The organism is Pseudomonas sp. RC4D1, assembly GCF_018390395.1.
Classification (GTDB): Bacteria; Pseudomonadota; Gammaproteobacteria; order Pseudomonadales; family Pseudomonadaceae; genus Aquipseudomonas; species Aquipseudomonas danubii.
On record NZ_JAHBAW010000003.1, the window covers coordinates 1,066,563 to 1,093,525 of the forward strand.

18 protein-coding genes are annotated in these 26,963 nt (G+C 65.0%); 14 read left to right on the plus strand and 4 right to left on the minus strand.

Annotated features, from left to right (window positions below; genetic code table 11):
* Positions 1-11: 11 nt before the first annotated feature.
* The 4 genes from KHO49_RS29620 to KHO49_RS29635 all read left to right on the plus strand — a co-directional run bounded on the left by KHO49_RS29620 (position 12) and on the right by KHO49_RS29635 (position 13,243).
* Positions 12-10,436: a hypothetical protein gene (locus KHO49_RS29620; protein ID WP_213666384.1), complete on the plus strand. Its 10,425-nt coding sequence runs from the start codon at positions 12-14 to the stop codon at positions 10,434-10,436.
* A gap of 67 nt (positions 10,437-10,503) precedes the next feature.
* Positions 10,504-11,013 carry a hypothetical protein gene (locus tag KHO49_RS29625; RefSeq protein ID WP_102879328.1) on the plus strand — a complete coding sequence of 170 codons (510 nt, stop codon included), beginning with the start codon at positions 10,504-10,506 and terminating at the stop codon, positions 11,011-11,013.
* Positions 11,004-12,002, plus strand: coding sequence for a DegT/DnrJ/EryC1/StrS family aminotransferase (locus tag KHO49_RS29630; RefSeq protein WP_213666385.1), 999 nt, complete (start codon positions 11,004-11,006; stop codon positions 12,000-12,002). Before KHO49_RS29625 ends, KHO49_RS29630 begins: the two co-directional genes overlap by 10 nt.
* The gene (locus KHO49_RS29635; RefSeq protein WP_213666386.1) at positions 11,999-13,243 is read left to right on the plus strand and encodes a hypothetical protein; all 1,245 of its coding nucleotides are present in this window, start codon (positions 11,999-12,001) and stop codon (positions 13,241-13,243) included. The genes KHO49_RS29630 and KHO49_RS29635 overlap by 4 nt, the downstream gene beginning before the upstream one ends.
* 20 nt (positions 13,244-13,263) lie before the next feature.
* On the opposite strand, the gene KHO49_RS29640 is transcribed toward KHO49_RS29635, so the two are convergent.
* Complete coding sequence (locus KHO49_RS29640; protein ID WP_213666387.1) at positions 13,264-14,088, minus strand: enoyl-CoA hydratase/isomerase family protein; 825 nt, start codon at positions 14,086-14,088, stop codon at positions 13,264-13,266.
* A gap of 164 nt (positions 14,089-14,252) precedes the next feature.
* On the opposite strand from KHO49_RS29640, the gene KHO49_RS29645 reads away from it, so the two are divergent.
* The 7 genes from KHO49_RS29645 (at position 14,253) to KHO49_RS29675 (ending at position 20,536) form a co-directional block, all read left to right on the plus strand.
* On the plus strand, positions 14,253-15,062 hold the full coding sequence (locus KHO49_RS29645; RefSeq protein ID WP_102879324.1) for an AraC family transcriptional regulator: 810 nt from the start codon (positions 14,253-14,255) through the stop codon (positions 15,060-15,062).
* An 85-nt stretch (positions 15,063-15,147) separates the two neighbouring features.
* Positions 15,148-15,783: a LysE family translocator gene (locus KHO49_RS29650; RefSeq protein WP_213666511.1), complete on the plus strand. Its 636-nt coding sequence runs from the start codon at positions 15,148-15,150 to the stop codon at positions 15,781-15,783.
* Between the two features lie 190 nt (positions 15,784-15,973).
* Positions 15,974-16,390: an NUDIX hydrolase gene (locus KHO49_RS29655; RefSeq protein ID WP_213666388.1), complete on the plus strand. Its 417-nt coding sequence runs from the start codon at positions 15,974-15,976 to the stop codon at positions 16,388-16,390.
* A gap of 228 nt (positions 16,391-16,618) precedes the next feature.
* Entirely contained in the window at positions 16,619-17,224 is a 606-nt protein-coding gene (locus KHO49_RS29660; protein ID WP_102880055.1) for an SCO family protein, read from the plus strand.
* Positions 17,224-17,703, plus strand: a complete 480-nt coding sequence (locus tag KHO49_RS29665; RefSeq protein ID WP_123390814.1) for a copper chaperone PCu(A)C — start codon at positions 17,224-17,226, stop codon at positions 17,701-17,703. The genes KHO49_RS29660 and KHO49_RS29665 overlap by 1 nt, the downstream gene beginning before the upstream one ends.
* Positions 17,704-17,979: 276 nt before the next feature.
* Positions 17,980-19,605: an AAA family ATPase gene (locus tag KHO49_RS29670; RefSeq protein ID WP_213666389.1), complete on the plus strand. Its 1,626-nt coding sequence runs from the start codon at positions 17,980-17,982 to the stop codon at positions 19,603-19,605.
* Positions 19,592-20,536: a hypothetical protein gene (locus KHO49_RS29675; RefSeq protein WP_123390810.1), complete on the plus strand. Its 945-nt coding sequence runs from the start codon at positions 19,592-19,594 to the stop codon at positions 20,534-20,536. The genes KHO49_RS29670 and KHO49_RS29675 overlap by 14 nt, the downstream gene beginning before the upstream one ends.
* 3 nt (positions 20,537-20,539) lie before the next feature.
* On the opposite strand, the gene KHO49_RS29680 is transcribed toward KHO49_RS29675, so the two are convergent.
* From KHO49_RS29680 to KHO49_RS29690, 3 genes are all read right to left on the minus strand, one after another.
* Positions 20,540-21,157 carry a class I SAM-dependent methyltransferase gene (locus KHO49_RS29680; protein ID WP_213666390.1) on the minus strand — a complete coding sequence of 206 codons (618 nt, stop codon included), beginning with the start codon at positions 21,155-21,157 and terminating at the stop codon, positions 20,540-20,542.
* 80 nt (positions 21,158-21,237) lie between these two features.
* Positions 21,238-22,578 carry a DUF6687 family protein gene (locus tag KHO49_RS29685; protein WP_213666391.1) on the minus strand — a complete coding sequence of 447 codons (1,341 nt, stop codon included), beginning with the start codon at positions 22,576-22,578 and terminating at the stop codon, positions 21,238-21,240.
* 36 nt (positions 22,579-22,614) lie between these two features.
* The gene (locus KHO49_RS29690; protein WP_110651781.1) at positions 22,615-24,030 is read right to left on the minus strand and encodes an MFS transporter; all 1,416 of its coding nucleotides are present in this window, start codon (positions 24,028-24,030) and stop codon (positions 22,615-22,617) included.
* A 214-nt stretch (positions 24,031-24,244) separates the two neighbouring features.
* Between KHO49_RS29690 and KHO49_RS29695 the strand changes: the two genes are divergently transcribed.
* The 3 genes from KHO49_RS29695 (at position 24,245) to KHO49_RS29705 (ending at position 26,957) form a co-directional block, all read left to right on the plus strand.
* Positions 24,245-24,922: a helix-turn-helix transcriptional regulator gene (locus tag KHO49_RS29695; RefSeq protein WP_180988385.1), complete on the plus strand. Its 678-nt coding sequence runs from the start codon at positions 24,245-24,247 to the stop codon at positions 24,920-24,922.
* A complete protein-coding gene (locus KHO49_RS29700) occupies positions 24,919-26,397 on the plus strand; it encodes an alpha/beta hydrolase (protein ID WP_213666392.1) in 1,479 nt (492 codons plus the stop codon). The genes KHO49_RS29695 and KHO49_RS29700 overlap by 4 nt, the downstream gene beginning before the upstream one ends.
* Positions 26,398-26,486: 89 nt before the next feature.
* Positions 26,487-26,957 carry a sn-glycerol-3-phosphate transporter gene (locus tag KHO49_RS29705; RefSeq protein WP_102880054.1) on the plus strand — a complete coding sequence of 157 codons (471 nt, stop codon included), beginning with the start codon at positions 26,487-26,489 and terminating at the stop codon, positions 26,955-26,957.
* The last annotated feature ends 6 nt before the right edge of the window (positions 26,958-26,963 follow it).

Below are 26,963 nucleotides of genomic sequence, written 5' to 3' on the forward strand. Positions count from 1 at the left end.
GGAGAAGACAGATGGCCAACAGCCCCCTGAGCAACCTCGCCGCGGCCCTGACCGGCGATGCCGGCGCGCCGATCGTCCTCACCCGCGACTACCTGATCGCCGGCCTGGCGGACGCCACGGTCAGCGTGTCCGCCACCCTGGACAACGACCTCAAGGCGGCCTTCCAGTCGCCAGTCGCCGGGCTCACGGTCAACCTCACCGCGCAGAGCGTGCAGCCGCTGAACCCCGCCACCCAGACCTTCAAGGTCACCGGGGTCAGCGCGCGCTTCCTGCAACAGGACATCCAGCAGGGGCTGGTACTGACCTTCGGCCTCACGGGCGCTGTCGGGGCCCAGAGCCTGAGCCTGGAAATCGTCACCACCCCGGCCAGCTGGACCTGGGCCGACCTGTCGAGCTTCGCCACCGGCATTCCCTTCAAGTGGACCGGAATCAGCAACGCGGTCTTCACCTTCAAGGCCAGCCAGGGGCCACGCCAGGGCTTCGCCGCCCAGCTGACGCCGCCGACCCAGCTCAGCACCGCGGTCGCGGTGGTGCAGAACCTGGGATTCCCGACCCTGGCCCTGCCCTTTACCGGCAGCATGGACTTCGCCAAGGTCGACGGGGTCGAGGTGTTCATGCCCACCACCACTTTGCAGGCGCCGTTCCTCAACGTCAGCGGCGGCCTGAAGCTGCTGTACCTGAACGTCGATACCCCGGTGTTCGGCCTGATCATCGGCCCGCCGGAACTGCAGGACGGCGAAGACCCGGCCGAAGCCTTCTACGACCAGCAGGTCAGCCTGTATTTCGGCCTCAACCTGAGCCTCACCGACCAGAACGGCAAGTCCGTCGACTACCAGATGCGCGCCCTGGCCCAGATCAACAACGGCAGCGCCTTCAATTTCTACCTCGGCCACAGCGATGACGGCAGCGCCCTGCTGACCCCGGCGACCATCATCGGCCTGTTGGACAACAACGGCAGCTTCTTCAGCGGCACGCCACCGGTGCTGCAACAGTTTCTCTCCGGAATCGGCCTGCGCAGCCTGGCCCTGAGTGGCGTCACCCGCCCGAAACTGGCCCTGAGCACCGCCAGCGTGACCCTGGGCGCCGACCCCACGGTGATCAATCTCGAGCATCCCTGGGTGCCCCTGCAGGACCCGACCAACCAGCTGGTGTTCGGCGTCACCGATTTCGAACTGGTGTGGGGGATCAACTTCCTGCCCGAGGGCAACGCCCAGAGCTTTCTGTTCCAGACCCGCTTCCTGTTGTTGCCCGAGGTGTTCAAGGGCAAGACCGCGGACGAAAACGGCCTGTTCTTTGTCCAGTTCAATTCCGACCTGCAACTGCTGGCGCGCTTCGACGGCACGGCCAACCTCAATGACCTGATCGCCACCTTGACCGCTCAGTTGATCCGCATCCCCAAGAGTTTCGTCGACGCCTCGCTGTCCGACGTCGGCCTGAGCCTGGATGTGGGTGCCAAGAGCTACGCCTTCAACGCCGGTTTCGAGCTCGACCTGAACCTGTTCAGCGTCGCTGGCAAGCCGATTCTCTCGGTCACCGACGGCCAGCTGTACATCAAGGCCACCACGCCCACCAGCGCCAGCGGCAACAATGCCCCGGCGGTGACCACCTACCAGGCGGGGATCGGTGGCCTGGTCGGCATCGGTCCGTATTTCGCCAACGCCAGCCTCGACTACGACGGCAGCAAGACCCCGGCCACCTGGCAAGTCGCCGCGCAACTGGCGCAGCCGGTGGACGTGCAACAGCTGGTCAGCCAGTTCCTCAGCTTCGGCGGGACCTTCAGCTTTCCGGATTTCCTGCCCGGCCAACTGCTGGTCAACACCCTGGAGGTGGACGCCAGCCTGAGCACCGGCAACACCCCGCTCGACAGCTACACGGTGGCCGGCAGCCTGCGCTGGACCTTCAACCTGGGCCAGGCCTTCAGCGTCGACACCCTGGCCACCCTGAGCCTGAGCTACGACGCCAGCAAGCCGGCGAACCAGCAGTACAGCGGCAGCGCCACCACCCTGTGGGATTTCAGCTTTCTCAACGACAGCGTGCTGCTGGGCTACAGCTTCGCCCCCGACAACCAGGGCAGCAACGCCCAGCTGACCCTGTCCTGGGAAGGCCTGACGGCGGTTTATCAGGTCGACAAAAAGGCCCTGACCTTCACCCTGAAGAACTGGAGCCTGGGCCGGCTGATCCAGAAACTCATGCAATCGCTGAGCGACCCGTATTTCACCCTGAGCTCGCCCTGGGACGTGCTCAACCAGATTTCCCTCGACGGCCTGTCGCTGATCATCAACCTGGAAAACAGCAGCGGCAGTAGCGTGCCGAGCATCAGCGCCAAGTACACCCTGGCGAGCAAGATCGACCTGGGGTTCATGAGCATCGACGGCCTAGTGTTCGAGCGCAAAAAGGTCAATGGCGTGGACAAGATCACCCTGGGCATCGATGGTTCTTCGGTGTTCAAGGGCAACAACCCCCAGGAGCAGCAGGACTGGAGCAACCTGCTGGACCCGAGCAAAGGCCAGCCAGTGGACAAGCTGCCGACGGTGCCGGGCCAGGGCACGGACTACTTCAGCCTGCCGCTGCTGGTCCTCGGCCAGCGGGTGGCCATCAGCGGCTACGACAGCTTTGCCAACACCAAGGCGGTGATCGACGCCCTGAAGGACGTGCCGTCGACTACCGGTTACACCAACCCGCTGAACCCCAGCGACAGCGGCAGCAAGGGCGTGCCCTACTACAACCGCAACAGCGACTGGCTGATCGCCGGGCAACTGTTGCTGCTCAAGACCGGCAAGGACTGGACCGTCGACCTGATGCTGGTGTTCAACGACCCCAACCTCTATGGCCTGCGCCTGGCCCTGGCCGGGGAGAAAGCCAAGGCCCTGGGCAACCTAGTGCTGGACATCCTGTACAAGAAGATCACCGACGACGTCGGCGTGTACCAGATCGAATGGACCTTCCCCGACAGCATCCGCAACCTCAACTTCGGCGCGGTGTCCATCGTGCTGCCGGAGATCGGGGTGAAGATCTACACCAACGGCGACTTCTTCATCGACATCGGTTTTCCCTACAACCTGGACTTCACCCGCTCGTTCTCGATTTCCGCGATCGTCTACGGCGTGCCGGTGCTCGGCGCCGGCGGTTTCTACCTGGGCAAGCTGTCGTCGGTGACCGCCACCCAGGTGCCGAAAACCACCCAGGGCACCTTCGACCCGGTGATCGTCTTCGGTCTCGGCCTGCAGCTGGGCCTGGGCTACAACTTCGTCAAGGGGCCGCTCAAGGCCGGTTTCGCCCTGACCGTGTTCGGCATCCTGGAAGGCACCATCGCCGCCTTCCACGCCTATCGTCCGTCCACCGCCCTGGTGCCGGCCGGCAAGAGCGTGCAGGACGACTACTACTTCAAGATCCAGGGCACGGTCGGGGTCATCGGCCTGCTCTACGGCAGCATCGACTTCGCCATCATCTCGGCCGCGGTCAACGTGCGCATCACCCTGTCGCTGTCCCTGACCTACGAGAGCTACAAGCCGATTCCAATTGCCGCCCGGGCCACGGTGGAGGTCAGCGTCAAGGTCAAGATCGACCTCGGCCTGTTCAGCTTCAGCATCAGTTTTTCCTTCCATGCCGACGTCTCGGCGCGCTTCGAGATCAACGCCATCGAGAGCGGCCCGGCGCCCTGGGCCGAACCCGGCCTGCTGCTGGCGCGCCAGGCCCGCCATGTCCAGCTGGCCAGTGCGCGGCGGGCCACCACGCCGCAACCGATGACGCTGCTGCGCGCCGCCGGCAAACCGCTGCTGAACCTCTACGCCACGCCGCAATTCACCGTGCTGTGCAACGAGGGCGCCAGCGACTACGCCGACCAGCAAGGAGCCTTCGTGTTCCTGCTGACCATGGACGCGCCCTCGCCGACCCGGGCCTCGGCCGACAGCGCCGGCAACAGCAGCTTCGAACGCCTGTGTGCCGACTACCTGCCCTGGCTGGTGGGCAGCCTGGGCTCGGCCAGCAGCGAGCAGGACACCCTGGCCGACATCCTCGGCACTTTGGTGGACAAGGCCATGCTCGAGGAGGACATCAAACGCCTGGCCGACCTGGCCAACCCGCCGTTCGGCATCAGCGAGCTGCTGACCTTCCTGTCGTCCTTCGAGGTCAGCATCACCCTGCCCGACGCCACCAACCAGGCGCAGATCCAGCAGGTACTGCAAGCCGGCTCGGTGCTGTTTCCGGTGTTCGACGGTCTGTCCCTGGGTGTGCCCCTGGCCAATGCCGGCAGCGCGACCGTGGATTTCGCCCACTACGTGGGCACCAACAGCACCTACCGCAGCAATGTCGCGCAGATGTTCAAGGAGCTGGCCGCGCTGGTGACCAGCGAGGAAACGCCGACGCCGGCACTGCGCGCCGCGGCGGACGACAGCGAATCCATGGCCGCGGTGATCTTCACCGATGCCTTCATGGTCATCGGCCGGCAACTGCTGCAGGTCGCGCTGAACGCCTTCGACGATTACGCCTATGCCACGGCCAATGGCAACTCCGTCAGCGCGATCCTGAGCTGGACCAACGACCTGCGCGGCAACAACCTGACCCTGGACGACATCGTCCGGCCCAACGCCGAAGTCGCCCTGAGCGACGGCCTGACCCTGGATATCCCGCTGCCGGCCTACACCCTGCAGAGCGGCGACACACTGGCCAAGGTCGCCGCGGCCTGGTCCGACAGCAGCGTGCCGGCGCGCTGGAGCACCAGCGCCTCGGGGCTGATCCTGGCCAATGGCAACTCGTTGGTGATCGCCGCCAATCAGGTGATCAGCCTGCCGGTGGGCAACGACATCCACCAGTACACCACCGGCCCCGGGGAAACCTTCAACGGCCTGGCCCGGGCCCTGGGCGTGACGCTGGCGCAACTGGCCCAGGACAGCGCGCTCTACGCCATGCCCGGGCTACTGCTGGCCGGCCAGCCCCTGCTGCTGCCGAACCTGGCGTACCGCACCGCCGGCGACAGCCTCAACAGCGCCGGCGCGCGCTTCGGCGTCAGTGCCATGGCCCTGTTCAGCGACCCGGCGTCGGCCAACTTCAGGGTGGCGCCCCTGTTCGACAAGCCGCAGATCACCCTGACTTCACTCAACAGCCTGTACACCGAGGACCTGTGGAATCTGCTGGTGACCACCGACCAGTTGTCGCAACTGGCGGGCATGCTCTCGCGCTTTCTGGCCTACGGCCTGCGCCTGCCGGCGAACCCGGCGGGCATGGGCGGCCTGAGCCTGAGCCCGGCGTTTCTCTACCCCGCCCAGCAGAACGCCTATGGCCTGTACCAGTTGACCGGGCAGCAGTTCCCGACCCCGGCCGACCTCTTGCCCGGCAGCGACTTGCCCATCAGCCTGAGCCGGGCCGCCACCAGCCACGGGGTCGATCTGTCGTTCGTGCAGATCGCCGGGGCCAGCAGCGGCTCGATGAACCTGAATCAGGCCTACAGCAACCTCAGCGGGGTACTGGCCTACGCCCGGCAAGGCAAGTTCCAGCCGGCGCCGCGCATCGAGCTGCTGCCCACCGTGGCCCGCAGCCCGAAAGACTACGCGGTGAAAAGCGTGTCCCTGTGGTCGACCGCCGACCTGCAGCAATTGCGCAACCTCTGTCAGCCGGGGCTGCGGGCCAGCAGCGAGGGCGGCGCCAGCGTGCAACCCATGCTCTGGTCCCTGCCCGACGGCCTGATCCAGCTGATCAACCAGCGGGTTGGCAACCTCGCCCGGCAGTTGCCGAAGCTGACGCAGCAAATCCCCTACCTGCCGGCGTTCACCCCGTGCGAGGTGTCCACCGACCCGGCGACCCTGGAAACCACCCGCCGCGAAATCCCGGCCTACAGCTACGCGACCCGGGTCGATTTCACCATCAAGCGCCTGCCCCAGGCCGAACCCGGGGCCATCGCCGGCAGCGGCAGCAACCTGTCCTACACCTATGAACTGCTCGGCCCGTCGGCCACCGACGCGCAATTGCTGGAACGCCTGCTGATCGCGGTCAGCGAGCTGGGCAGCGCGATCATCAGCGGCCAGTTCCTGCTGATGCCCCAGGGCAACGCCAAGGCCAGCAACCTGCTGAGCCAGGCCGCCAGCGATTTCCTGGCCTTCCTGACCCAGACCAACCTGTCCACCGAAACCAACCCGCCGCCGGCCCTGATGGCCGCGCGCCTGGCCGAAGAAGCCGGGCCGCGGGGCATCCTCAATCCGCCCGAGGAAGTGGTCAAGCTGCTCTGGGAACTGTCCACCGTGCGCTCCGGCGGCTACTACCTGAGCTATTACGATGCGATCGCCGCCGCCGGCCTGCCCGACAGCATCTTCGACGACAGCGGCACGGCCACCCTGACCCTGGTGGTGACCTACCCCCGCGACGCGCTCGACGGCCGCCTGTGCAACTTCGTCAACGCCTTCGTCAGCACCGACACGGTGATCCAGCAGGGCAGCCACATGACCCTGCGTTCGGCCGCCACCGCCGACAGCAGCCAACCGACCAGCGCCGGCGACAGCCTCGATAGCCTCGCGGCCTTCTACGGCATCGGCACTGGACGCATCGCCGAGCTCAATGCCGGCGTAACGCTGAGCAAGGCGGCGCAGGTGCCAGTGGACGGCATCATTCACCTGGTGACCCCGGCCGAGGCCAGCGCCGGCAACGGCCAGAGCGCGAGCATTCTCGACAACCTGGCGCGCTACTACTCGGTGGGCGCGCTGCAACCGATCAGCGCCACGCAGATCGCCAACCTCAACCCCGGGGTCAGCGCCGCCGGCGGCGTGGCGCTGTTCATCCCGGCCCTGACCTATGTCGTCGACGCCAGCCTGGCGCCGGGCAACAGCCTGCAGTCTCTGGCTACCTACTACGGCCTTGACCTGGACGCCCTGGCGGTGAGTGCCGCGCAGGTCACCGGGCTGTTCAGCGTCGGCAGCAGCCTGAGCATCGACACCCAGACCTTCGATCTGCAAGCGGTGTTCAAACAGGGCAACGCGGCCTTCAGTGTGCTGCGCAACAACCCGCCGCCGGTGGATTCGCCAAGCCTGGACCCGGACGGCTACGCCAGCGCCTACCTGTACAACCTGTACTCGGTGCTGTCCGCCGGGCTCGACGGTTCGCCCTGGTTCAGCGCCAGCGAGCTGGCCCTGCCCTTCGGCCCGCAGCGGCCGGACAGTGGCGTCGACTCGCCCGAGGCCCAGGCCCACCGCCAGGCCATGCGCGATCCGCAAAGCCGCGCCCGGGCCCTCGATGCCCTGGCCGAAGACAGCCAGTACAGCTACCAGCAGACCCTTGGCCTGGCCCGGCGCGCCACCAGCAATGCCGCGCCAGTGCCGGCCCGGCCCGGGCTGCCGAGCGCCGCGGACAACCCCTACCGTGGCGTGGGCAGCTTCGCTCAGGTCAACCTGACCTGGCTGGACATCTTCGGCAACATCACCGTCACCCCCTTCCAGGCCCCCACGCCTGGTTATCCCGGCAGCCTCAATCACCCGCCGCTGCCGCTGCGTTACTGCGACCGACTGATCGCCCTGTCGGCCTGGCCCAATACCCGCAGCTTCTATACCTACGAAGCCGTTGCCGGTGGCGCGCAACTGGTGATCAGCCTGAGCCTCGACACTTCCAGCTATGACCCGGCCGGCGGTGACAACGTCAAGGAGCAGGCCAAGAAGGACCTGGGGATGTTCAACCTGATCTACTACCAGCTGAATCAGTCCTACAAGGATTTGCAGTTGCCCTGGTGCCAGGGCCGCGCGGTCAGCGTGGAACTGGTCAACAGCCTGTTCGCCCAGCCCCTGAGCCGACTCGACGACAGCCAGGCGCAGCCGCTGCTGGACTACGTCAACGGGGTGATCCTGTACCTCGCCCAAGTGGTCCAGGGCACCCGCCCCGCCGCGCCGGCCACGGTGCAACTGAAGCTGGCGGTGGACATCGACGCCCTGGCTCCGGGCTCGATCCTGCCCCTGAGCCTGACCCTCAGCCTGCGCCGGGTGGCGGCGCTGGTGGAGCCGGATGTCGCCGGCCTGGAAGGTGGCGTGGCGGTGACCAGCACCCTGCTGCCGGTCCCCGACGCGCTGAGCGCCAGCACCAGCGGCTACAGCCAGTTCGCCCGGGCCTTCGAGGCCCTGTTCCAGCGGGCCGGGGCCTGGATGACCCGGGTCGGCAGCGGCACCGCGGACCCGGGCAGCACCCCGGACGGCCGCAGCCAGACCCTGTGGGCCGCGCGCTTCGCCCTCGGCGACGGCAACGACGGCATCCGTTACCGCATCGATCCGGCCCCGGGCTACTTCGCCGCCCAGCCGATCGCCCGCAGCCTGACCTCGGACAGCGTGCAGATCTACCCCAACTACCAGCCGGACCAGCCATTCCCGAGCGGCGATCCAGTGACCTTGACCCTCACCGGGGTCGATCAGAACCTGTGGTTCGAAACCGCCCTCAAGGCCATCGACGGCTTCCTCGCACCGACCTACGCGCCCTCGGTGTTTCTGCTCGACACCCTGCTGGGCAGCAAGGACCCGCTCAAGGACGGCAACCTGGGGAAAATCCTCAGCGCCAAGCAGACCCTGGCCGACGCTATTGCATCGACCATCAAGCCGGTGCTCTCGGCGGGCCCGCAGGATGGCCCGGCACGGGCCGCGGCGGGCGAGAAGCTGCGCCAGACCCTGCTCAACCAGTTGTATTCGGCCTACAGCACCACCGCCATCGTCGGCTTCTCGGTGCAAGGCAGCGCCACCGGCGAGCCTCTGTCGTTGTACGGCCAGCCAACGGTGGCGAGCGCCGCCAAAGTGGCGGGCAACAGCGAAGCGCCGGAGGCCGGCAACGACAACTATGCCTTTGGCAGCGGTCGTATCGGCCTGCCCGACGCCCCTGGGGAAAGCGCCCTGGCGTTTGTCTTCAATTCGCGCAACGAGGCGGCAAGAAGCTACGTGCCGCTGGACCTGGAGCTGCAGATCAGCCACCTGGAGCATGACGTGCGCAACGTGCCGGGCATCAGCGGCTACACCCAGTCGAACTGGATCTCGCTGATCTCCGGCCCCTTGCGGGTGCCCCTGGCCGACGGTCAGACCCTGAACCTGCCGGTGCTGCTGCGGGCCCTGCCCGAGCCGCCGACCATCCAGGGGCAGACGGCGACGGCCTGGGCCCAGGTGCCGCAGCAAGTCTCGGACCTGAGCAAGTGGACCTACGCCTTCGACTCACTGGTGCGCGGCACGGCCCAGGACAGCCTGAATGTGGCCATCGCCCTCAACACGCCGACCGTCGATGCTGCGCTGCGCAGTGTCGACAAGAGCCTGGTCACCGCCCTGGCGCAATTCGTCAGTGTGTACCCGAGCATTGAAGTGGCGATGCAGGACAATCTCAGCGCGATCAACTTCGGCGAACCCACCGCGGTGCAGATTGCCGCGGCGCAACAGGCGGTGGAGGCCTTCGTCTACATCGTCCAGCAAGTTACCGAGGCCTACGATGCCTGGGCCCGGCCGCTGTTGCGCAGCGCCGCGGCGTTTGTCGCGCCCCAGGCCCTGACCTGCAGCTTCAGCCAGGTCCTGGCACCGGTGACGGTGGATGGCCAGGAGCGGGCCGAAACCCTGCTGCTGGATGTCAGCATCAATCAGGTGGCGGCCAGCTACGATCCGGCCAGCGGGCAGATCAGCGCCACCCTGCCAGAGTTCGGCAAGGTCAGCCTGCCGGTGCCACTGGTGCAGATCGCCCCGCAACAGTACGAGGCGGTGAGCGTGGTCGATCCGAGCAACCCGGGGCTGATCGCCTACCGCTACCGGCTCAAGGGCAGCCAGCCGGCCGTCTGGCTCGACTACGCGGACGCACTGCTGATCGACGAGCGCCGCACCAGCCTGCCGGCCCTCAACCTGTTCGACCACCAGAACGCCTGGGCCTCGCTGTCGGTGGAGCGCAACCGCATCCTGTTCCCCGCAGCGGATATCGGCACCCTGCAGACCAATGCGCTGTTCCGCTTCTCGACGCCGGTGGTGCGCTTTGTCGAAAGCATCAGCCCGCACATCAGCCAAGGCACCTTCTCCCTGGACAACCTGCCGGTGCCGAACGCCAGCCTGGACGACTACCTGGAGGTGTTTTTCGCCGCCCTGGGCGCCGGCAGCAATGGCACCACGGTGCAGGTCGGCATGGAGGGCCGCTACAGCTACGAGGTCGCAGCGCCCGGCGTGGTCGCGCGCACCGTGCTGCCGGCGGCGCTGCTGTTGCCGGTGGCGACCTCGCTGAACAGCCCGCCGGCCTTCACCAGCGCCTTCAGCCAGGCCATCGACCGCTGGCGGCTGGCCGAACAGGTCACGCTCCAGGGCAACGCCCGGGTCGACCTGACCCTGCGGGCCTTCAGCGCCGACGATCCGGCGCAACTGGCACGGGGCGCGGTGGCCGCGGACAACCAGCCACCGCTGCTGAGCATCGAAACCCTCTGGGTATCCGCAAGCAAGGTTCCACCGGAACAAGGAGGTGCATGAGGCCACCACTACCGCGCACTGTTGATGAAGATGACCGGTTTAAATCAAACATATTGGAGTACACCACATGAACGGACACACCAATCCCTCCTTTGACGAAGCCATGCCACTGGGGGTGTCTGATGCGCAATTCATCAATGACCTGCATGAGCTACTGGAGCGCCACGGCAACCTGGATCGCTTCGGACTCTGCCTGCTGCACGATCACTTCGCGGTCGCCGAGGACGAGATCCTGCTCGAATGCAACGACCATGAAGCCCGCACCCTGCACCTGGATGTGGTCAAGCGCGGCGCGCTGCCGGAGAGCAAGTTCACCAGCTGGCGCATCGGCGGCCCTCGGGCCGAGGCCCTCACCGCTTGCGCCATGGACAAGTGCAAGGTCGAAGCCCTGACCGCTTGTGCCATGGATAAGTGCAAGGTCGAAGCCTTGACCGCTTGCGCCATGGATAAGTGCAAGGTCGAGGCCCTGACTGCTTGTGCCATGGACAAGTGCAAGGTCGAAGCCTTGACCGCCTGCGCCATGGATAAATGCAAAGTTGAAGCCCTGACTGCTTGTGCCATGGACAAGTGCAAGTAGTTCCAGGTCCTGCCGATGGCCAGTGGCGGGCACGGGAGGCCGATCGGCTGCCGTGCTCGTCCTGGCTCGCGCAGTTTTATCAGCGGCGCCACGGTGCCTTGGTCGGTTCCGGCACCGCGGCGCTGGAACTGGCGTTGCGCCAGCTGGGGGTCACCGGCACCTGGCGGGTCGCGGTTCCGGCCGCCACCTGCCATCAAGTGGTGGCCGCCGTCCTCAATGCCGGCGCGATACCGGTGATTATCGAAAACGCCGCCGACCTGCTGCTCAGCAGCGAGGCGCTGGCGCCCCATATCCATGGTCTGGACGCGGTGATCGCGGTCCATCAATACGGCTTGCCTTGCGACATCCCGGCCTTGCGCCAGTTGCTCGGCACGCGCCTGCCCATCATCGAAGACAGCGCCGGCGCCTGGGATCTGTGCTGTCCCGGCGCATCACTGGTGGTCACCTCCCTGGGCCACGGCAAGGCCCTGGACATTGGCGGCGGTGGCGCGCTGTTCGGTGACCTCGCGGTGGATGGCGATATCGACGTCTGGTCGCCGGGCCAGCGTTCCCGCGCACGCCCGGCCTTGAGCCCGGCCCTGTCGATTCATGCCCTGCCGGCGCTGATACCCGCCGTCGCCAGGGCCCAGGCCCGCAGCCAGCGCCTGCGGCAGCAGATGCCCGGGCTGCTGGCGCGCTTGCGCGATGCCGGCCTGGAGCCCTGGACCGCGGCTGGATCGGCGCTGCCCAACGGTCAATACCTGGCGATCCGCACCCGCGAACCGCAGTTGTTCGAACGCCTGCGCCACAGCCCCCATGCCGAAGCCCTGGGGGTCTGCGCCCCGGCGGCCGGCGCGCTGCGGGAGCTGCCCATGCTGCGCGGCCGTGGCGAAGTGGCCCAGGGGCCACAAGCCAGCCTGGAACTGCGCCGCAACTGGGTCCTGCTGGACCCGATCGCCGCCCTCGACCACCCCGAGCGCCTGGATGCCTGGGCCGGAGACACTCGATGAACAGTCCCGCCGCCTGGCAACCCCAGCACGATCTGAACCAGCCTTTCGCCGCAGGCCCACGGGTGCAACGACTGGCCGACTACGCCCAGAGCGGTCAGACGCTGAGTACGGAACAGTTGCTCGGGGTGGCCGGTGCGCGGGTGCTGTTCGCCAACTACCCGGCGCTGCGCGCCGACTTCGACGCCCCCTGGGAGGGGGCAACGGAGGAGGCCCAGCAGGCGGCCATCGACCGCTGGCTGCTGCGCAACGCTGCTTATATATCCACCAGCCAGGCAGCGGCCCAGGGCATCAACACCCCGATTGCCCTGGACGATCGACGGGTAACGGGCTGGCGTCCGCCGCGTTATGGGCGCGCCGCGGTGCTGTGCGCGCCGGCCAGCGAGCAGGTGCTGTTCGACATCAAGGGCATTGGCGTGCCGCCGGACGAAGCCCCGCAGTTGCCCCATTCCAACGGCTTGCTGACCCTGGCCGAGGCGGTGCATGAAGTACTGATGGAGCACCTGGTGTTCGCCGCCATGAACCACGCCGGCGCGGCGATCACGCCATTGCCGGCCTATGCCCTAATCGACCTGGGCTTCGATGCCTTGTGGCATGACGGGCGTGCGGCGGAACCGGCGGTGCTGCTGTTGCGTCGGGCCTGCACCCGCCCGCGCTGCCAGTGGCAACGCTATTGGCAGGGCCCCGAACTGGCCGGGGCCCTGATGCAGGCCGAGCTTCTGCTGCGGCGTTATGGCTTGACCGCCAGCAGCTGCGGCGCGGTGCGCTTTCACCTGTGCCGGGAGAACGGCGAACTGCAGGTCAGACGCGATGAGCAAAGGCTGGCGGTCAGTGCTCAGGTGGCCGCGACGCTGCACCGCCTGTTGAGCGCCAACCGGGGTGCGCCGTTACTGATTGATGGGGTCAATGTGCAACTGGCGGGGGTGTCCAGCGTGGCGCCGTTGCAACTGCAGGTGATGGACTTTGGCCGCTATCGGTTTGCCGAGCGTTTCGAACATCACCTGTACGCCTGGATCGACGCCGATTACCAGAACCTCAACGGCCTGTACCTGGCGCCGGACGATCCGCGCTACGTCCAGCCCGATCCGCGCCTGAGCCTGGCACGCAGTGCCGAGGGCCGGTGTTTCGCCGAACTGCAACGCCAGGTCGAGGGGTTTCGCCAGGGCGGCGAACCCCAGCGTCTGTGCCAGGCGTTGCGCGCCGCCCTGGCGGAAGCCTGCCGGCCATTGCGCCGCCAGGCCTGACTCCCGGGGCTGGACGGGGCTCAGTGCTTGACCATGCCTGTCGCGGGTCGGCCTCCACGATCAGGGTGATCGCGCTCAATGAAGCGGCGCAGTCCTTCCTGGGTTTCAGGGGCGTGGATCGAGCGATTGAAGCACTGGGCTTCTATCTTCAAACCTTCGACCAAGGGCAATCCGTATCCCCGGATGGCCGCTTCCTTGTCCGAGCGCATCGCCGGTTGCGGCAGACCGGCCAGCACCTGGGCCAATTCCAGCGCGCGCTTGAGGGAGCGCCCGCTGGGCACTATTTCGTTGACCAGGCCGATGCGGTAGGCCTCTTGGGCATCGATCACCTTGCCGGTCAGAATCAGTTCCATGGCCCGGCCCATGCCGACAATCCGCGGCAGGCGCTGGGTGCCGCCGTCCGCCAGGCCGATGTTCCAGCGGCGGCAGGTGACGCCGAACGAGGCATGCTCTTCGGCAATGCGCATATCGGCAAAACAGGCCCACTCCAGGCCACCGGCATAGGCCACGCCATTGACGGCGGCGATCACCGGTTTATAGACGTCGACCCAACGGCTGGGGCCGATGATTCCGGGACGTTCGCCACGATCATGGGCGGCCATTTCCTCGGCGCTCGACGGCACCAGTTGCGCGGCGGCCTTGAGGTCGCCGCCGGCACAAAAGGCCCGATCGCCGGTGCCGGTAATGATCGCTACCAGGGCCGTGTCGTCGTCGCGAAAACGCGTCCAGGCGTCGATCAATTCAAGGTGGGTCACAGGGCCGATGCAGTTGCGCTGCTCGGGGCGATTGAAGCGGATGACCACTACGGGTCCGTGCTGCTCGTAGGCGATTTCCTTGAAGTTCATGGCAGCTCCTGTTGCAGGTCGTGGCGCGGTTGAGCGAAACCCGAGTGCAGTATAGGCAGCCCTGGCGAGCGCTCCCGTCCGGCATCCGCGCTCAGCTCGAACTGGCACCCTTGCAATCCACCCTGTTAGCCTGCTCATCCGTCCCCTGACCGCAGAGCTGCAGCATGACGCCTTCAGCGCAATTCTGGCGCGACCCGAACCTGCCTTACGTAGAAAGCCGCCGAGCCTGTGACAGCCGCGCCAACTACAGGGCCCACAGCCACCCGACAGTGTCCATCGGCGCCGTGGACCGTGGCGTCAGCCTGTTCAGTGGCGGCGCCGAGGGACCCACCCTGATCCAGGCCGGCAGCGTGGTGTTCGTCCCGGCCCATTGCGCCCATGCCTGCAATCCCCAGCCCGACACGGCCTGGAGCTACCAGATGCTGCACCTGGAGCCGCGCTGGGTCGAAGGCGTGCGCCTGGAAGCACAGCAGCAGGCGGCATTGGCGCCTGGCCAGGTGCTGTTGAGTCACGACGGGGATCTGTACCAGCGCTTTTGCCGCCTCAACGACCTGCTGTTCTCCACCGCCAGTTGGCAAGACAAGGAAGCAGCGCTGATCGAGTTCATTGGCGACTTTCCGCTGCAGGGGCAGCCGGTGATTGCCCTGGCCGCCGATCCGGGCCTGGCCGGCGCCGGGGTCCGGCGGGTCATGCAATTTCTGCAACAGGGGGCGCAACAGGCTCACCCGCTGCAGCGCCTGGCAACGCTGGCGGGCCTCAGCCGCTACCAACTGATCCGGGCCTTTCGCGCCGCCACCGGGATGACGCCCCACGCCTACCAATTGAACCAGCGCATCATCCAGGCCCGCACCTCGCTGCAGGCCGGCGAGGCCCCGGCGGCCCTGGCCCAGCGTTTGGGCTTTGCCGATCAGGCGCACTTCCAGCGGGTGTTCAAGGCCCATGTCGGGGTCACCCCGGGTTTGTACAAGCGCTGAAGGCCGCGCAATTTTCTTCAATACCCCAGCGCTGACGCCCGGCAGACTTCCAGCCCCTTCTCGCCTCTGGAAGTCTGCCTTCATGATTCAACAGTTCCTGCTGGTCGCCGCCGCGCATTTTCTCGCCCTGCTCTCCCCCGGGCCGGACTTTTTCCTGGTGGCGCGCCTGTCCATGGCCAGCGGCTGGAAACCGGCCACCGGCGCCTGCCTGGGCATCGCCCTGGCCAACGGTCTGTTCATTGTCCTGGCCTTTGGCGGGGTCTCGGTATTGCGCCCCGACAGCTGGCTGTTCCTGGCGATCCAACTGGCCGGTTGTGGCTACCTGTTTTACCTGGGCTGGCTGTTCATCCGTCACGCTGGCACCAGTTCCCTGGCTGCGGTGGATGCCCAGGGCGACAGCCGGGCGCTGCACCGGGCCACCTGGTGGCGCGGCCTGGGCGCGGGTCTGCTTTCGGGCCTGCTCAACCCGAAGAACGCCCTGTTCTATGTCAGCCTGGCGTCCCTGGTGGGCGCCCAGACCAGCACCGCCTGGAAGCTGGTCTATGGCGTATGGATGTTCAGCGTGGTGCTGCTGTGGGATGTGTTGGTGGCGCTGGCCATTGGCAATGGCCGGGTACGGCAGCGCTTCTCTTGCGCCCTGCCCTGGCTGGAACGAATCACCGGAGTGATCCTGATCCTCATGGCACTGGCCGTGATCGCGGCCACCCTGTTGCGCCACTGAGCCGGGCACTTGAGTCAGGTTCTAAACCGAGCATTGAATCGACGGCCGTCCTGCACGTTGAAAGTTACAAATAAACAACAAAGCAACACGCGGTTGTCATCCTTGACAGTCGATAGTGTGCGAAGCGCATATCAGCTGCCGGGCAGGACCACGGGCCTTGCCCTTCTCCCCAACGCACAGGAGTACAGCCATGTCACAACAGCCTCGCCTGGGATGCGGCGCCGCTATCGTCCGCGATGGCCAGTTACTGCTGGTCAAGCGCCTGCGGGACCCCGAGGCCGGTTGCTGGGGATTGCCCGGAGACAAGGTCGATTGGCTGGAACCGGTGGAGCAGGCCATGCGCCGTGAAATCCTCGAAGCGCTCGGACTGACCCTGCAAGGCGTCAGCCTGTTATGCGTGGCGGACCAGATCGACGCCGAACGGCAGGAACATTGGGTTTGCCCGGTGTACCTGGCCTCCGCCCCGGCCATGGCGCCGCGTAACAACGAGCCGCACAAGCACAGCGACATCGCCTGGTTCGAGCTGGACCGGTTGCCCAAGCCCCTGACCCTGGCCACCCGCGCCGCCGTGCGGGCGCTGGTGCAGATCGCGGCGCTGGAAGATTGAACGCGCATATCGCCCAAGGCCCAGAGGTTGATCGTCCGGGGCATGGCTGCAACAGCAGGACCCGCCTCCGGGCAGCGTTCGACACTTGGCCGTGAGTCCGGCTCAATCCACAACCCAGACTGCGACCGATGGCCGCAGGCATTGGTCTAATTAGCCCGCCGCTGCTTTCGTCTGTTTGCTACCATGCGCGGGTTTTTGCCTGTCTGGCTGTTCAAAGGGCGTTATTTCATGAGTGTTTTGCTGACTCGCCGCACCCTGCTTACCAGCGCCGGGGTGCTTGGCCTGGGCCTGCTCGCCGGTTGCGACAACAGTCCCCGACTGTCCTTCAAATATGGCAAGGACCTGAGCAATCAGATTCTCGGCCGCACCTTCAAACTCACCGATTCCCAGGGCGAAACCAAGTCGCTGTCCAGCTACCGTGGCCTGATGCCGATGATCTTCTTCGGCTTCACCCAGTGCCCGGCGGTCTGCCCCACCACCCTGGCCCGCGCCGCCCAGGCCAAGAAGCTCATGGGCCGCGACGGCGACCGCCTGAAAGTGGTGTTCATCACCCTGGACCCCGAGCGCGACACGCCCGAGGTGCTTGACGCCTACGTCAAAGCCTTCGACCCGAGCTTCGAGGCGCTTTACGGCACCCTGGAAGAAACCGCGGCCACCGCCAAGGAATTTGGCGTGTTCTACGAAAAGATCCCCAGCGGTTCGACCTACACCCTGTCCCACACCGCCACCAGTTTCGTCTACGACTCCCGGGGCACCTTGCGCCTGGGTCTGTCCCAGTCCCTCAACGCCCAAGAGTGCGCGGAAGATCTGCTCACCGTCATGGAGGTCTGTTAATGAACTCGCAACGTCGCCCATCCCGGATCCAATCCGCCCTGCTGATGCTCTCCCTGCTGGGCCTGGCCGGCACCGCCAGCGCCGCGACCCAGGTGGACAACGCCTGGGTCCGCGCCACCGTCCCTGGCCAGCACGCCAGCGGCGCCTTCATGGACCTCACCGCCAGCAGCGACAGCAAGCTGGTTGAAGTGCAATCGCCCGTGGCCAAGAACGTGCAGATCCATCAGTCGAGCATGCACAACGACGTGATGAGCATGCAGCAAGTGGACGCCTTGGCCCTGCCGGCCGGGAAGAAAGTCAGCCTGGACAGCCACGGCTATCACGTGATGCTCATGGAGCTCACCGGCCAGATCAAGGCCGGGGACACAGTGCCTCTGACCCTGATCGTGGAAAACGCCAAGGGCGAGAAGGAAACCATCAAGGTCCAAGCCCAGGCCCGCGCGCTGAATGCGCCGGATCACAGCATGATGAAGCACTAAAGCGAATGAGCGGAAACGGCCCTAGGGGCCAATAAAGACGCCGCGTTCTCCTGAGTAGAACGCGGCGTTTTTTATGCCTGTGGCCAAGCGCTCTGGCCTGAAAAGTTCAACAATCGACAGTGGTTTGAATACGCCGTTGGCTATTTTCCGCGCCCTCGTCATATGCGAATCTACGCGCCATTTTTCACTAATGGCTCATAGCCATTTCACCCAGCCATCTGGCTCGACAGTCAGGGCTCAAGGCCTGGACTGGAAAACAATGATCAGGGATTCGATATGTCGCCAGAGCGCACTGTGATCCATGTGCTTTTTTTTGCCGGAAAATCGGGACGGCCGATTGTACTGCCATTGACCGATGCTTATGAGGCGGTGATTCATCCAGCCGAGGAGCCCCATGACTCTCCCTCTTTCACTCTGGAAATAACTCGGTCCTCCAGCACCTGCAGCCGACGGCCGTTGGATGTGGCCTCGTTCACTACTCTTTATGGCGAGAATGGCAGCGGCAAGACTGAGATGTTGCTGAAACTGTGCGAGGGACTGGCTGATTGGGATACTAAATCCAAAGTCAGCGTTCTTTGGGAAAACGATCAGGGGCTGTACCTTGCAAAAGGTGTTTCGCTTAACAAAACCAAGCTGCTTTCCAGCCTCCAGATCACTCAAGACACATTTTCCGTACCGCCTGACTTTTCGGCGGTTTTCTACACTACCTCTCCGTTTGAAAAGGTCAGGCGCGCCCTCTTACGTCGTCGAAAAGTAAAGGATGTCAGCCCGCGGTTTGGCCTAGTCGTGGAATCAGAGATGGTCGCTGCATTCAATGCTTATCCCTTTCTCAAGGACAAGGACACTTTCGTGTCCGAGGCCAAGGCAGAAATAAAGCTCAAGCCAGTCTCATTGGTCGATTTGGTGAAGTCATATGCTGTGGACGGAGCCAGAACCTACAAGGCCCTGGCGCCGGAAATGAAGACCCGGCTGCATGAAGTCGACAGGCGCTCGTCAGTACAGACGAGATTTATCTGCTCTTTTGCCGTCCTGGAATGTCTGGACAGAGTGACCGCGGAAAAACTTCATCTACTGATCGATGCATTGCTGGCGATGATTGAGGTTCACGGCCCCTGGCTCAACGACCTGTTGCTGGTTGACCTCCCTCAACTGCCCACACTGGCAGGAGACGACCTTCTGGCCGAGCAACTGCTCAAGGCGCGCAATGCACTGGACGTTATCCGTCCCCTGTTTAATAACGTCAACACCTGGAGACGGCAGGCCACTTTGGCTTACCTAGATCAGCAAGCCGGTCATCAGATCCGTCAACATGAAGGTGAGTTTTCCGAAGTGGCGGCGCTGGGCTTGCTGCAGTTCTCCTTCAAGCAATTGAGCTCCGGCCAGGCCAGCATGATGTCCCTGTACTGCGCCATCGCCAGGGCTTTCGGTGAGTTTGAGCGCGAATCGCAGGATCGGTTGATGCTGTTGTGCATCGATGAAGGTGAAATGTTCATGCACCCCAAGTGGCAACGCATGTACATCGACAGCCTGCTGAAATTCATCAAGGAGTTCGGTTCCCTGGCCAAAAGAACTCACGTGTTCATTTCCACTCATTCTCTGATCATCGCCGCCGACACCCCGGCCGGTCGCCTGTTCGACCTGGACAACCAGCAACTGACCAATGCCTTCGGCTACACCCCCAAGCAAACCTTGAACTCGGTCTTCGCTGTCGGAGACTTCACGGGCGAGTTCAATCTGCAGTTGCTGACCAAGCTCTCCGCCGTCCTGAACCGAGAAGATCAGGACCCGCAAAGCATCGGGCACGCCAGGCAGATCGCTGGAACATTGGCCAACGATGAACTCAGACGCCATGTGCAACAGCAACTGAACGTGCTGATCGGGAGCGAAGATGCTCAAGCTTAAGGTGGCTTCGCCGGATGTTGCCAAACAGCATCTAGAAACTTTGGGCAAACGTTTTGACGAGGCCATGAGTGCCTGGAAGTCACCCTTCGCCGGTTATCCGCCCTTCACATCAGACTTGAAGAGGGTGTTGCAGAGCGAGCGCGATTTCATACTTGTCGGCGATGTAAGCCGACTACACAAGGTGATCCAACAGGTCAAACACAAAGCCGGGCCCCTTGATCATTACTTGCGAAATCGACCCAGCGCAAAGTCCGGCGTTCGGCAGGCCGATATGGAGAAGTTGATCACCAAGCTGGGCGAAATCTTCGACTACAGCAAATTCATCTACAAGGGCGTCGGCTGGAACGCCTACAAGCTGGTAGGCAGTTACTCATTGCGCATCTGCCCTTACTGCCATCTGCACCATGTGAACTACCACGGCCAGAAAGCCGGCGACCCAAAGAAACTGGAGTTGCGGCCTCCCCTCGATCATTTCTTGCCGAAGTCGATCTACCCCTATCTGGCGGTGTCGCTGTACAACCTGGTGCCCTCTTGTCACCAGTGCAACTCCTCAATCAAGGGGGATGAAGACCCGTCCGAGACGATGCCTCATCCATTCGACACTAGCGTCGCTCTGGATATGAGCTTCACCCTCAAGGGTTCGCCCCTTGGGATTGCCGGAGTCACCCATGAAGAACTGGGGCTGACGGTCACCGGCAACAGCACCTGGGATGAGTTCGCCACCTTCTTTCACCTGCAAGAGCGCTACCAATGGTATGCCCCGGAGGTGACCGACATGCTCAAGCGCAAGCAGTTTCGGGATGAAAGCGATACGGTCGTCCAGTCGCTGATGCGCGCGGATTTCATTCTCGGCTTCGATCCACTCGACTATGAAAAACGTGCCCTGGGCATTTGCCTGCGGGACATCGCCAGGCGCCAGGGCGTGCTTTGAGCCTCAGTAAATCCCCCGCGCCAACCACACCGTCAGCCCGCAGCACTCCGGGTCTTCACTGACCTGCTGCACCACCTCGAAACCGTGGGTATCGAGCAAGGTGCAGTATTCCCCCGGGTCCAGGCTCGCGTGGTACAGGGCCTCGCCTTCGAACTCGCCGATGGCCTCCCCTGCTGCTGGTCCGCTGGTGAACATCAGGGCGCAGCCTGGGCCGGCGTGGCGTTCGAACACGGCAAACATGGCGCGCTGATCGTCCGGGCTCAGGTGGAACAGGCTGTTCCAGGCCAGAATGCCGGCAAAGTCCTGGTCCAGGGCCAGACCGCGCATGTCGGCGTTGATCCACTGCTGTTGGGGAAAGCGCTGGCGACACTGATCCAGCAAGGCGGCGCTGCTGTCGACGCCAGTGACCGCGTATCCATGTTCGAGCAAATAGCGCGCTACCGGCTCGCCACCGCCGCACCCCAGGTCCAGTACCTGTCGGCCAGACCCCATGACCTGGCGAAAGCGTTCGAACCAGGCTTGTTCGCTGTGAAATGCCTGGGTGTTGGCCCGGCGCGCACGGTCCCAAGCTTGGGCATGACGCTGATACAGATCGACGATGTGACGGGCGGATTCGTGCATCCACAGGCTTCCTTGTGCTGTTCGGTGGCCGCGAATTACAGCACAAGGGCGCCAGGCAAAGCGAAGTTGGCGGTGCTGCGTTATGTGGCCTGGCCGTTGGCATCCCAGGCCACCGGGGCCTGGCCAAGGAACTGACGCAGTTCGGCCAGCAGCTTGTCGCTGGAGTGGCTGCTGGGCCGGTCGGCGACAAACCTCAGGCCCGGCATGATTGCCTGCACTCCGTCGTAGTGCCACTGCCCAGGAGTGAGCTCCGTTTCCTGCAAGGCCCGGGCGAAGATCGCCAGGTCCCGACGGGCCCGGGGAATGCCGCTGCTGCGCTCGACCCAGCTTTCATAACGCTGGCGGATTTCGATACGCCCCTGATTGACGATGGCCAGCACCGCGCAGCGGCTGCGATTGTGCAACGCCACCGGCGACAGGCCGAAGTACTCGCCCTCGCCCTGCCATGCGCCGTCAGGCAGGCGAAAGATCGCCAGATCGATGTCCGGGTACTCTTCGATCCGTGTGGCGGGATGCTCCACCAGCGCCGTGCTGCGCTGCAGCTCCTGCATGGCCGGGTCGTACAGTTCGGCGTAACGCCGGGTGTTATCCAGCACATCGGCCAGTTGCGGCAGCAGTGCGGTGAAACGCGCCATGAGTTGCCGGTCGTTGCCGCCCTGGCTGTGGCTGCGCACTCGGGCGGCCAGGGCATGCAGGGTAAAGGCGCAGTGCAGGGCCTGGGACGAAGTGCCCCGGGTGAAGTCGCCGAGTCGTGCGATATCGATCAGCAATTGACGGTGCCGCAGGGCCTGCTCGGGGGCCAGGAAGGCGTAGACCGAGGCCAGCCCGTCAAGATCGAAATGATCGCTGGTGATCACCTGCGCCTGTTCCACCCTCAGCCCCTGCTGGAGAAAGATCAGGGCGCTGGTGGTGGACAGGTTGGCCTTGTAGGCGCTGGGAGTCTTGTTGGCCGGCCAATGGGACAGGGTCAGCACGGTGGCCGGATTGTCGATGGAATCCAGGGAGATATTGGACCGTCTGCGGGTCTGGCCCAGGGGCAGGAATCCATAGGGGCTGTGGGGCCCCAGGCGCCAGGGTTGCAAGCCAAGCTCCAGCGGCGCTTCGCCGGCGCCGGGCGCCGATCGCTGATGCAACTGCCGGGGCAGCTCCCGCAGCGCCGGCGTTGCGCTGCTGAGTTCGCCCGAACCGTCCAGGCGATAGCTGAACTGGCGCAGGTTCTCCCGGCGCAGGTCCCGGGGGTTGCCATTGCACACCCCGCAGCCCGGGCCGCCGAGGACGCTGAGCAGATCGGTGAACTGATTGTCGGCAATGCCGATGGCGCGTCCCCCCAGCAGACGAAGGTCCAGGTGCGCGAACAATGGGGCGACTCCCGGATCGAAAAGGAAGCCCTGTTCCTGGCAAGCGGTATTGAGGCTGTTCATCTGTATGTCCTTGGAGAGTGATGAGTCAGGCAGGCCTCAGGCCTCGGCCAGCGCCCGGGTATGGTGGCGCCGGACCTGACGCATGCTGATAAACAGCAGGGCCGATACCCCGGCGTAGAGACCGAACAGCCAGGCCGCGGCCTGGGCCGTACCGGCAACACCGGCGCTGGAGCTGAGTCCGGCCAGGTTGACAATCATCCCCGCCAGCGCCGCGCCCAGGGCCGTGGCCACCAGTTGCACCGTGGTGATCGAAGCGCCCGCCAGCTCCTTCTGGTCATCGGCCGCGTTTTCCAGGACTCGGGACAACAGATGGGGCCACGCCAGGCCGATCCCTGTGCCCACCAGCAACATGGCCAGGCACACCGCCCCCAGGCTCAGGAGCGGCGTGGCCGTGGCAGGCATGAACAGACAGGCCAGGAGCAGGCCGGCCACCACCAGAAACGGCCCGCTGGCGATGGCCCGGGCCGCGCCCAGGGGGCTCAGGCCAGAGCTGAAGATCGCCCCCAGTGTCCAGCCGGCCGCCATCAGCGCGGCGATGTAACCCGCCAGCAAGGGCGTCTGCTGATGCAGTTCTTGCAGGAACAGCGGCACAAAGACCTCGCTGGTCATGCCCACCACCAGCAGCGCCATGGAGAGGTACAGCGCCAGCAAGGGGCTGCCGGACTTCAGGCTGTCGCGGGGCAAGAGACGTTTGCCGGAGCGGTTCTCCAGCACCACCACCAGCAGCAACAGGCCCAGACCGACGCCCAGGCCCAGCGCGTTGTACCCGGGCGAAGGTGTGATGCTGCCAATGGAGATCGCCAGCACCACCGCGGTCAGCAACACCAGTTGCAGCCCGGGAATGGGACTGCGGGGCGCCGTTTCGCGGCTTTTGCCCGGTAACAGGGCGATCGCCAGCAGCATGAACAGCAAGGTGCAGGGCAGCAGCACCCAGAACGCCGCACGCCAGGCGCCGTGTTCGGCGAAGACCCCGCCCACGGCTGGGCCGATCAGGGTGGCCGCGCCCCACATGGCGGAAATCAGCGCCATCGCCCGGGGCCATAGCGGCTCGTCGAACACCAGGCGGATCATCGCGTAGGGCAAGGCGAACAGCAGCCCTCCGCCCAGGCCCTGGACACTGCGCCCGATGATCAGCCAGCCCATGTCCGGGGCCAGGGCACACAGGCCGCAACCGAGCATGAACACCAGGCCGGCCAGGGCATAGGCGAGCTTCGGCCCCAGTATCCCCAGGGCCCGGGTGGACAGCACCGAACCTATGATCGAGGCCACCACGAACAAGGTGGTATTCCAGGCGTAGTAGTCCAGGCCGCCGATATCCTTGACCACCGAAGGCAACAGCGTGGTGACCAGGTACACATTGATTGCATGCAGCGCCACGCCACCGGCCAGGGCTGCCGAGCGCAGTCCGTTCTTGCCCAGTAACAGTGCTGACCATCCGTTTGTCGAAGCCATGCCTTGCTCCCTTAGGGTGTTCGATAAAGCCGCACTGTATTACACAAGTAATTACTTTGATAATTAATTTTTCATCGTCTCGCTCTCTTGCCCAATCCGCCGTTCAAAGCGCGACAATCGCCGGGCCCCTTGGCCGGAGCCTGTTATGCTTGCGCGGTTAGCAGCGTCCTGCACGCCCTTGATACCCCACTTGCGCATTGGTTAATGGCCCAGCATGTCCTCGATATCCTCCCCTGCCGAGAAGAAGAACCCCGGAGCCACCGCCGAGCGAATTCTGTTTCTGCTGAAAACCCGCGGCCCCTTGAAAACCGCCGACCTGGCCCCGCTGCTCAAGGTGTCCCTGGAAGCCACCCGCCAGCAGCTACAGAAACTGCTGGACGCTGAACTGATCGCCGGGCAGATGATGCCGGCCCAGGGCGCCGGGCGTCCGTCGCAGAAATGGGTGTTGACCGAGCAGGCCCAGGCCCGTTTTCCCGACACCCATGCCCACCTGACCCTGCAACTGATCGATTCGATTCGCGCGGTCTATGGGGCCGACGGCGTGGAACGCATCGTCACTGATATGGAGCGGGTCAACACCGCGCAGTACCTCGACGTCTGCGCCCCGCTACCGACCCTGGAAGAACGGGTCCGGGCCCTGGCGCAGATCCGTGAAGTCGCCGGCTACATGGCCAGTGTCGAGGCCGACGGCGAGGGCTGGCTATTGATCGAGAGTCACTGTCCGATCTGTGTCGCGGCCCAGCAGTGCCAGGGCTTCTGCCGCTCCGAACTGCAAGTGTTCCAGGCCGCCATTGGCGACCTGGGGCAGGTGCAGCGCGTGGAGCACCTGATCACTGGCGATCGACGCTGCGTTTATCGCATCAGCGCCCTCCAACCGAGTCCCCGCCCGTGATCGCCCCGACCCTGTCGCGCCTGCTCAAGGGTGGCGCGCTGATCCTCGGCGTTGCCGCACTCACCCTGCTGGCCTGGCGTGCCTACGACAGCGAGCGGGGTCCGGCGCTGCAACCCTGGCACCTGCGGGTGCCCCATGAACTGAGCATCGAACAGATCGATCGCGCCGACTGGGCGGCCTGGATGCAGGCCGAGGAGCGTTTGTTTGCCGAAGTCCGGCGTGAAGTCAGCGACCGCCTGGACCCGACCCAGGTCCCGCCCTTCAACCGTTATCGCGTGGACAGCCGGGTCTACCCGCCCCGCTTTGCCACCGACTGGAACCGCTCCTACCTGCTGCGGCCCTCAGGCACGCCACGGGGCGTGGTGGTGCTGCTGCATGGTTTGACCGACTCGCCCTACAGCTTGCGCCACGTTGCCAGGCGCTACGTCGAGCACGGTTACCTGGCCATCGGCCTGCGCCTGCCCGGCCACGGCACGGTGCCGGCCGGCCTGACCGACGCCCACTGGCAGGACTGGCTGGCCGCTACCCGCCTGGCCCTGCGTGCCGCTCGGGCCGAAGTCCCGGCGCCTGCGCCCTTGCATGTCGTCGGTTACTCCAACGGTGGTGCCCTGGCGGTCAAGTACGCCCTGGACGCCCTGGACAATCCGCAGTTGCCCCAGGCCCAGCGCCTGGTACTGATTTCGCCGATGATCGGCGTAGCCCCGTCGGCGCGCTTTGCCGGTGTGGCCGGCTGGCCGGCGGTGTTTCCGGCCTTCAGCAAGGCGGCCTGGCTGAACCTGCGCCCTGAGTACAACCCATTCAAGTACAACTCGTTTCCGGTCAATGCCGCGCGCCAGTCATGGCTGCTGACCGATGCCCTGCAAAGCCAGTTGCTGGCCCTGGTGGGCGACCCGCGCCTGAACCGGTTGCCACCGATCCTCAGCTTCCAGTCACTGACCGATGCCACAGTCAGTACCCCCGCCCTGGTCAGCGGCCTGTACCGGCAACTGCCGGCCAACGGTAGTGAACTGGTGATTTTCGACCTCAACCGGGACCGGGACTTCGAAGGCCTGCTGGACCCCGCCAGCCTCACCTCCCTGGCCAGCCTGCTGCCGGCACCGCCGCGCAACTACAGCACCCGGGTGCTGACCAATGAAGGCAGCGACGGCGCGACCCTGGCCGAAGTCAGCACCCCCGCCCTGAGCCTGGACAGCCAGCTACGGCCCCTGGATCTAGCCTATCCGGCGGGGGTGTTTTCCTTGTCCCACGTGGCCTTGCCGTTCCCTGTGGACGACGGTTTGTACGGGACCCAGCCCACCCCCGGAGAAGACTTCGGCGTGCACCTGGGCACCATCGCCGCCCGCGGTGAACGCGGCGTGCTGGTGGTGCCCATGGAGGAACTGATGCGCCTGACCGCCAACCCGTTCTTCCCCTACCTGATCCAGCGCATCGAAGCCGATATAGATCAAGCAACAGTTCAATCATTGATTCGCTGAATAGCTGGATGTTAGCGTCTGCCCCCTTTTCCCCCTTGATTTCCGAGGGGGCACGACTGTCGCGATGGCAGGGAACCCTGATGAAAGCAATGCTTCGAACCCAAGCCGCGGGCCTGGCCCTGCTGCTGGCCGCCGCCAGCCAGACGCTGCAAGCCGCCGCGCAACAGGACTACTGGTACGTGCAGACCAGCGTCTACACCAACCACTGGAGCAACGATCCCGACCACAACAACCACCAGGATCTGATCGGCCTGGAGCGCAACTACGCCGACGGTCAATTGTGGGGCGTGAGCACCTTTCGCAACTCCTTCTCCCAGCGCTCCTACTACGCGTACCTGGGCAAGGCCTGGGAACACGCCGACTGGCCGGTCTACGCCAAGCTCAGCGGCGGCCTGATCCAGGGCTACAAGGGCGACTACAAGGATAAGATCCCGTTGAACCACTTTGGCGTGGCGCCGGTGCTGATTCCGGCGGTGGGCGTGCACTACGGACCGGTGGGCACCGAGCTGGTGGTGCTGGGCGCTGCCGCAGTGATGGTCAACGTCGGCTACCGCTTCTGAGCCCCG

Bases quoted from the DNA above. Each gene is read 5' to 3' on its own strand.
- KHO49_RS29620 (WP_213666384.1), top strand. From the start codon at position 12: ATGGCCAACAGCCCCCTGAGCAACCTCGCCGCGGCCCTGACCGGCGAT.
- KHO49_RS29625 (WP_102879328.1), top strand. From the start codon at position 10,504: ATGAACGGACACACCAATCCCTCCTTTGACGAAGCCATGCCACTGGGG.
- KHO49_RS29635 (WP_213666386.1), top strand. From the start codon at position 11,999: ATGAACAGTCCCGCCGCCTGGCAACCCCAGCACGATCTGAACCAGCCT.
- KHO49_RS29640 (WP_213666387.1), bottom strand. From the start codon at position 14,088: ATGAACTTCAAGGAAATCGCCTACGAGCAGCACGGACCCGTAGTGGTC.
- KHO49_RS29645 (WP_102879324.1), top strand. From the start codon at position 14,253: ATGACGCCTTCAGCGCAATTCTGGCGCGACCCGAACCTGCCTTACGTA.
- KHO49_RS29655 (WP_213666388.1), top strand. From the start codon at position 15,974: ATGTCACAACAGCCTCGCCTGGGATGCGGCGCCGCTATCGTCCGCGAT.
- KHO49_RS29660 (WP_102880055.1), top strand. From the start codon at position 16,619: ATGAGTGTTTTGCTGACTCGCCGCACCCTGCTTACCAGCGCCGGGGTG.
- KHO49_RS29665 (WP_123390814.1), top strand. From the start codon at position 17,224: ATGAACTCGCAACGTCGCCCATCCCGGATCCAATCCGCCCTGCTGATG.
- KHO49_RS29670 (WP_213666389.1), top strand. From the start codon at position 17,980: ATGTCGCCAGAGCGCACTGTGATCCATGTGCTTTTTTTTGCCGGAAAA.
- KHO49_RS29675 (WP_123390810.1), top strand. From the start codon at position 19,592: ATGCTCAAGCTTAAGGTGGCTTCGCCGGATGTTGCCAAACAGCATCTA.
- KHO49_RS29680 (WP_213666390.1), bottom strand. From the start codon at position 21,157: ATGCACGAATCCGCCCGTCACATCGTCGATCTGTATCAGCGTCATGCC.
- KHO49_RS29685 (WP_213666391.1), bottom strand. From the start codon at position 22,578: ATGAACAGCCTCAATACCGCTTGCCAGGAACAGGGCTTCCTTTTCGAT.
- KHO49_RS29690 (WP_110651781.1), bottom strand. From the start codon at position 24,030: ATGGCTTCGACAAACGGATGGTCAGCACTGTTACTGGGCAAGAACGGA.
- KHO49_RS29695 (WP_180988385.1), top strand. From the start codon at position 24,245: ATGTCCTCGATATCCTCCCCTGCCGAGAAGAAGAACCCCGGAGCCACC.
- KHO49_RS29705 (WP_102880054.1), top strand. From the start codon at position 26,487: ATGCTTCGAACCCAAGCCGCGGGCCTGGCCCTGCTGCTGGCCGCCGCC.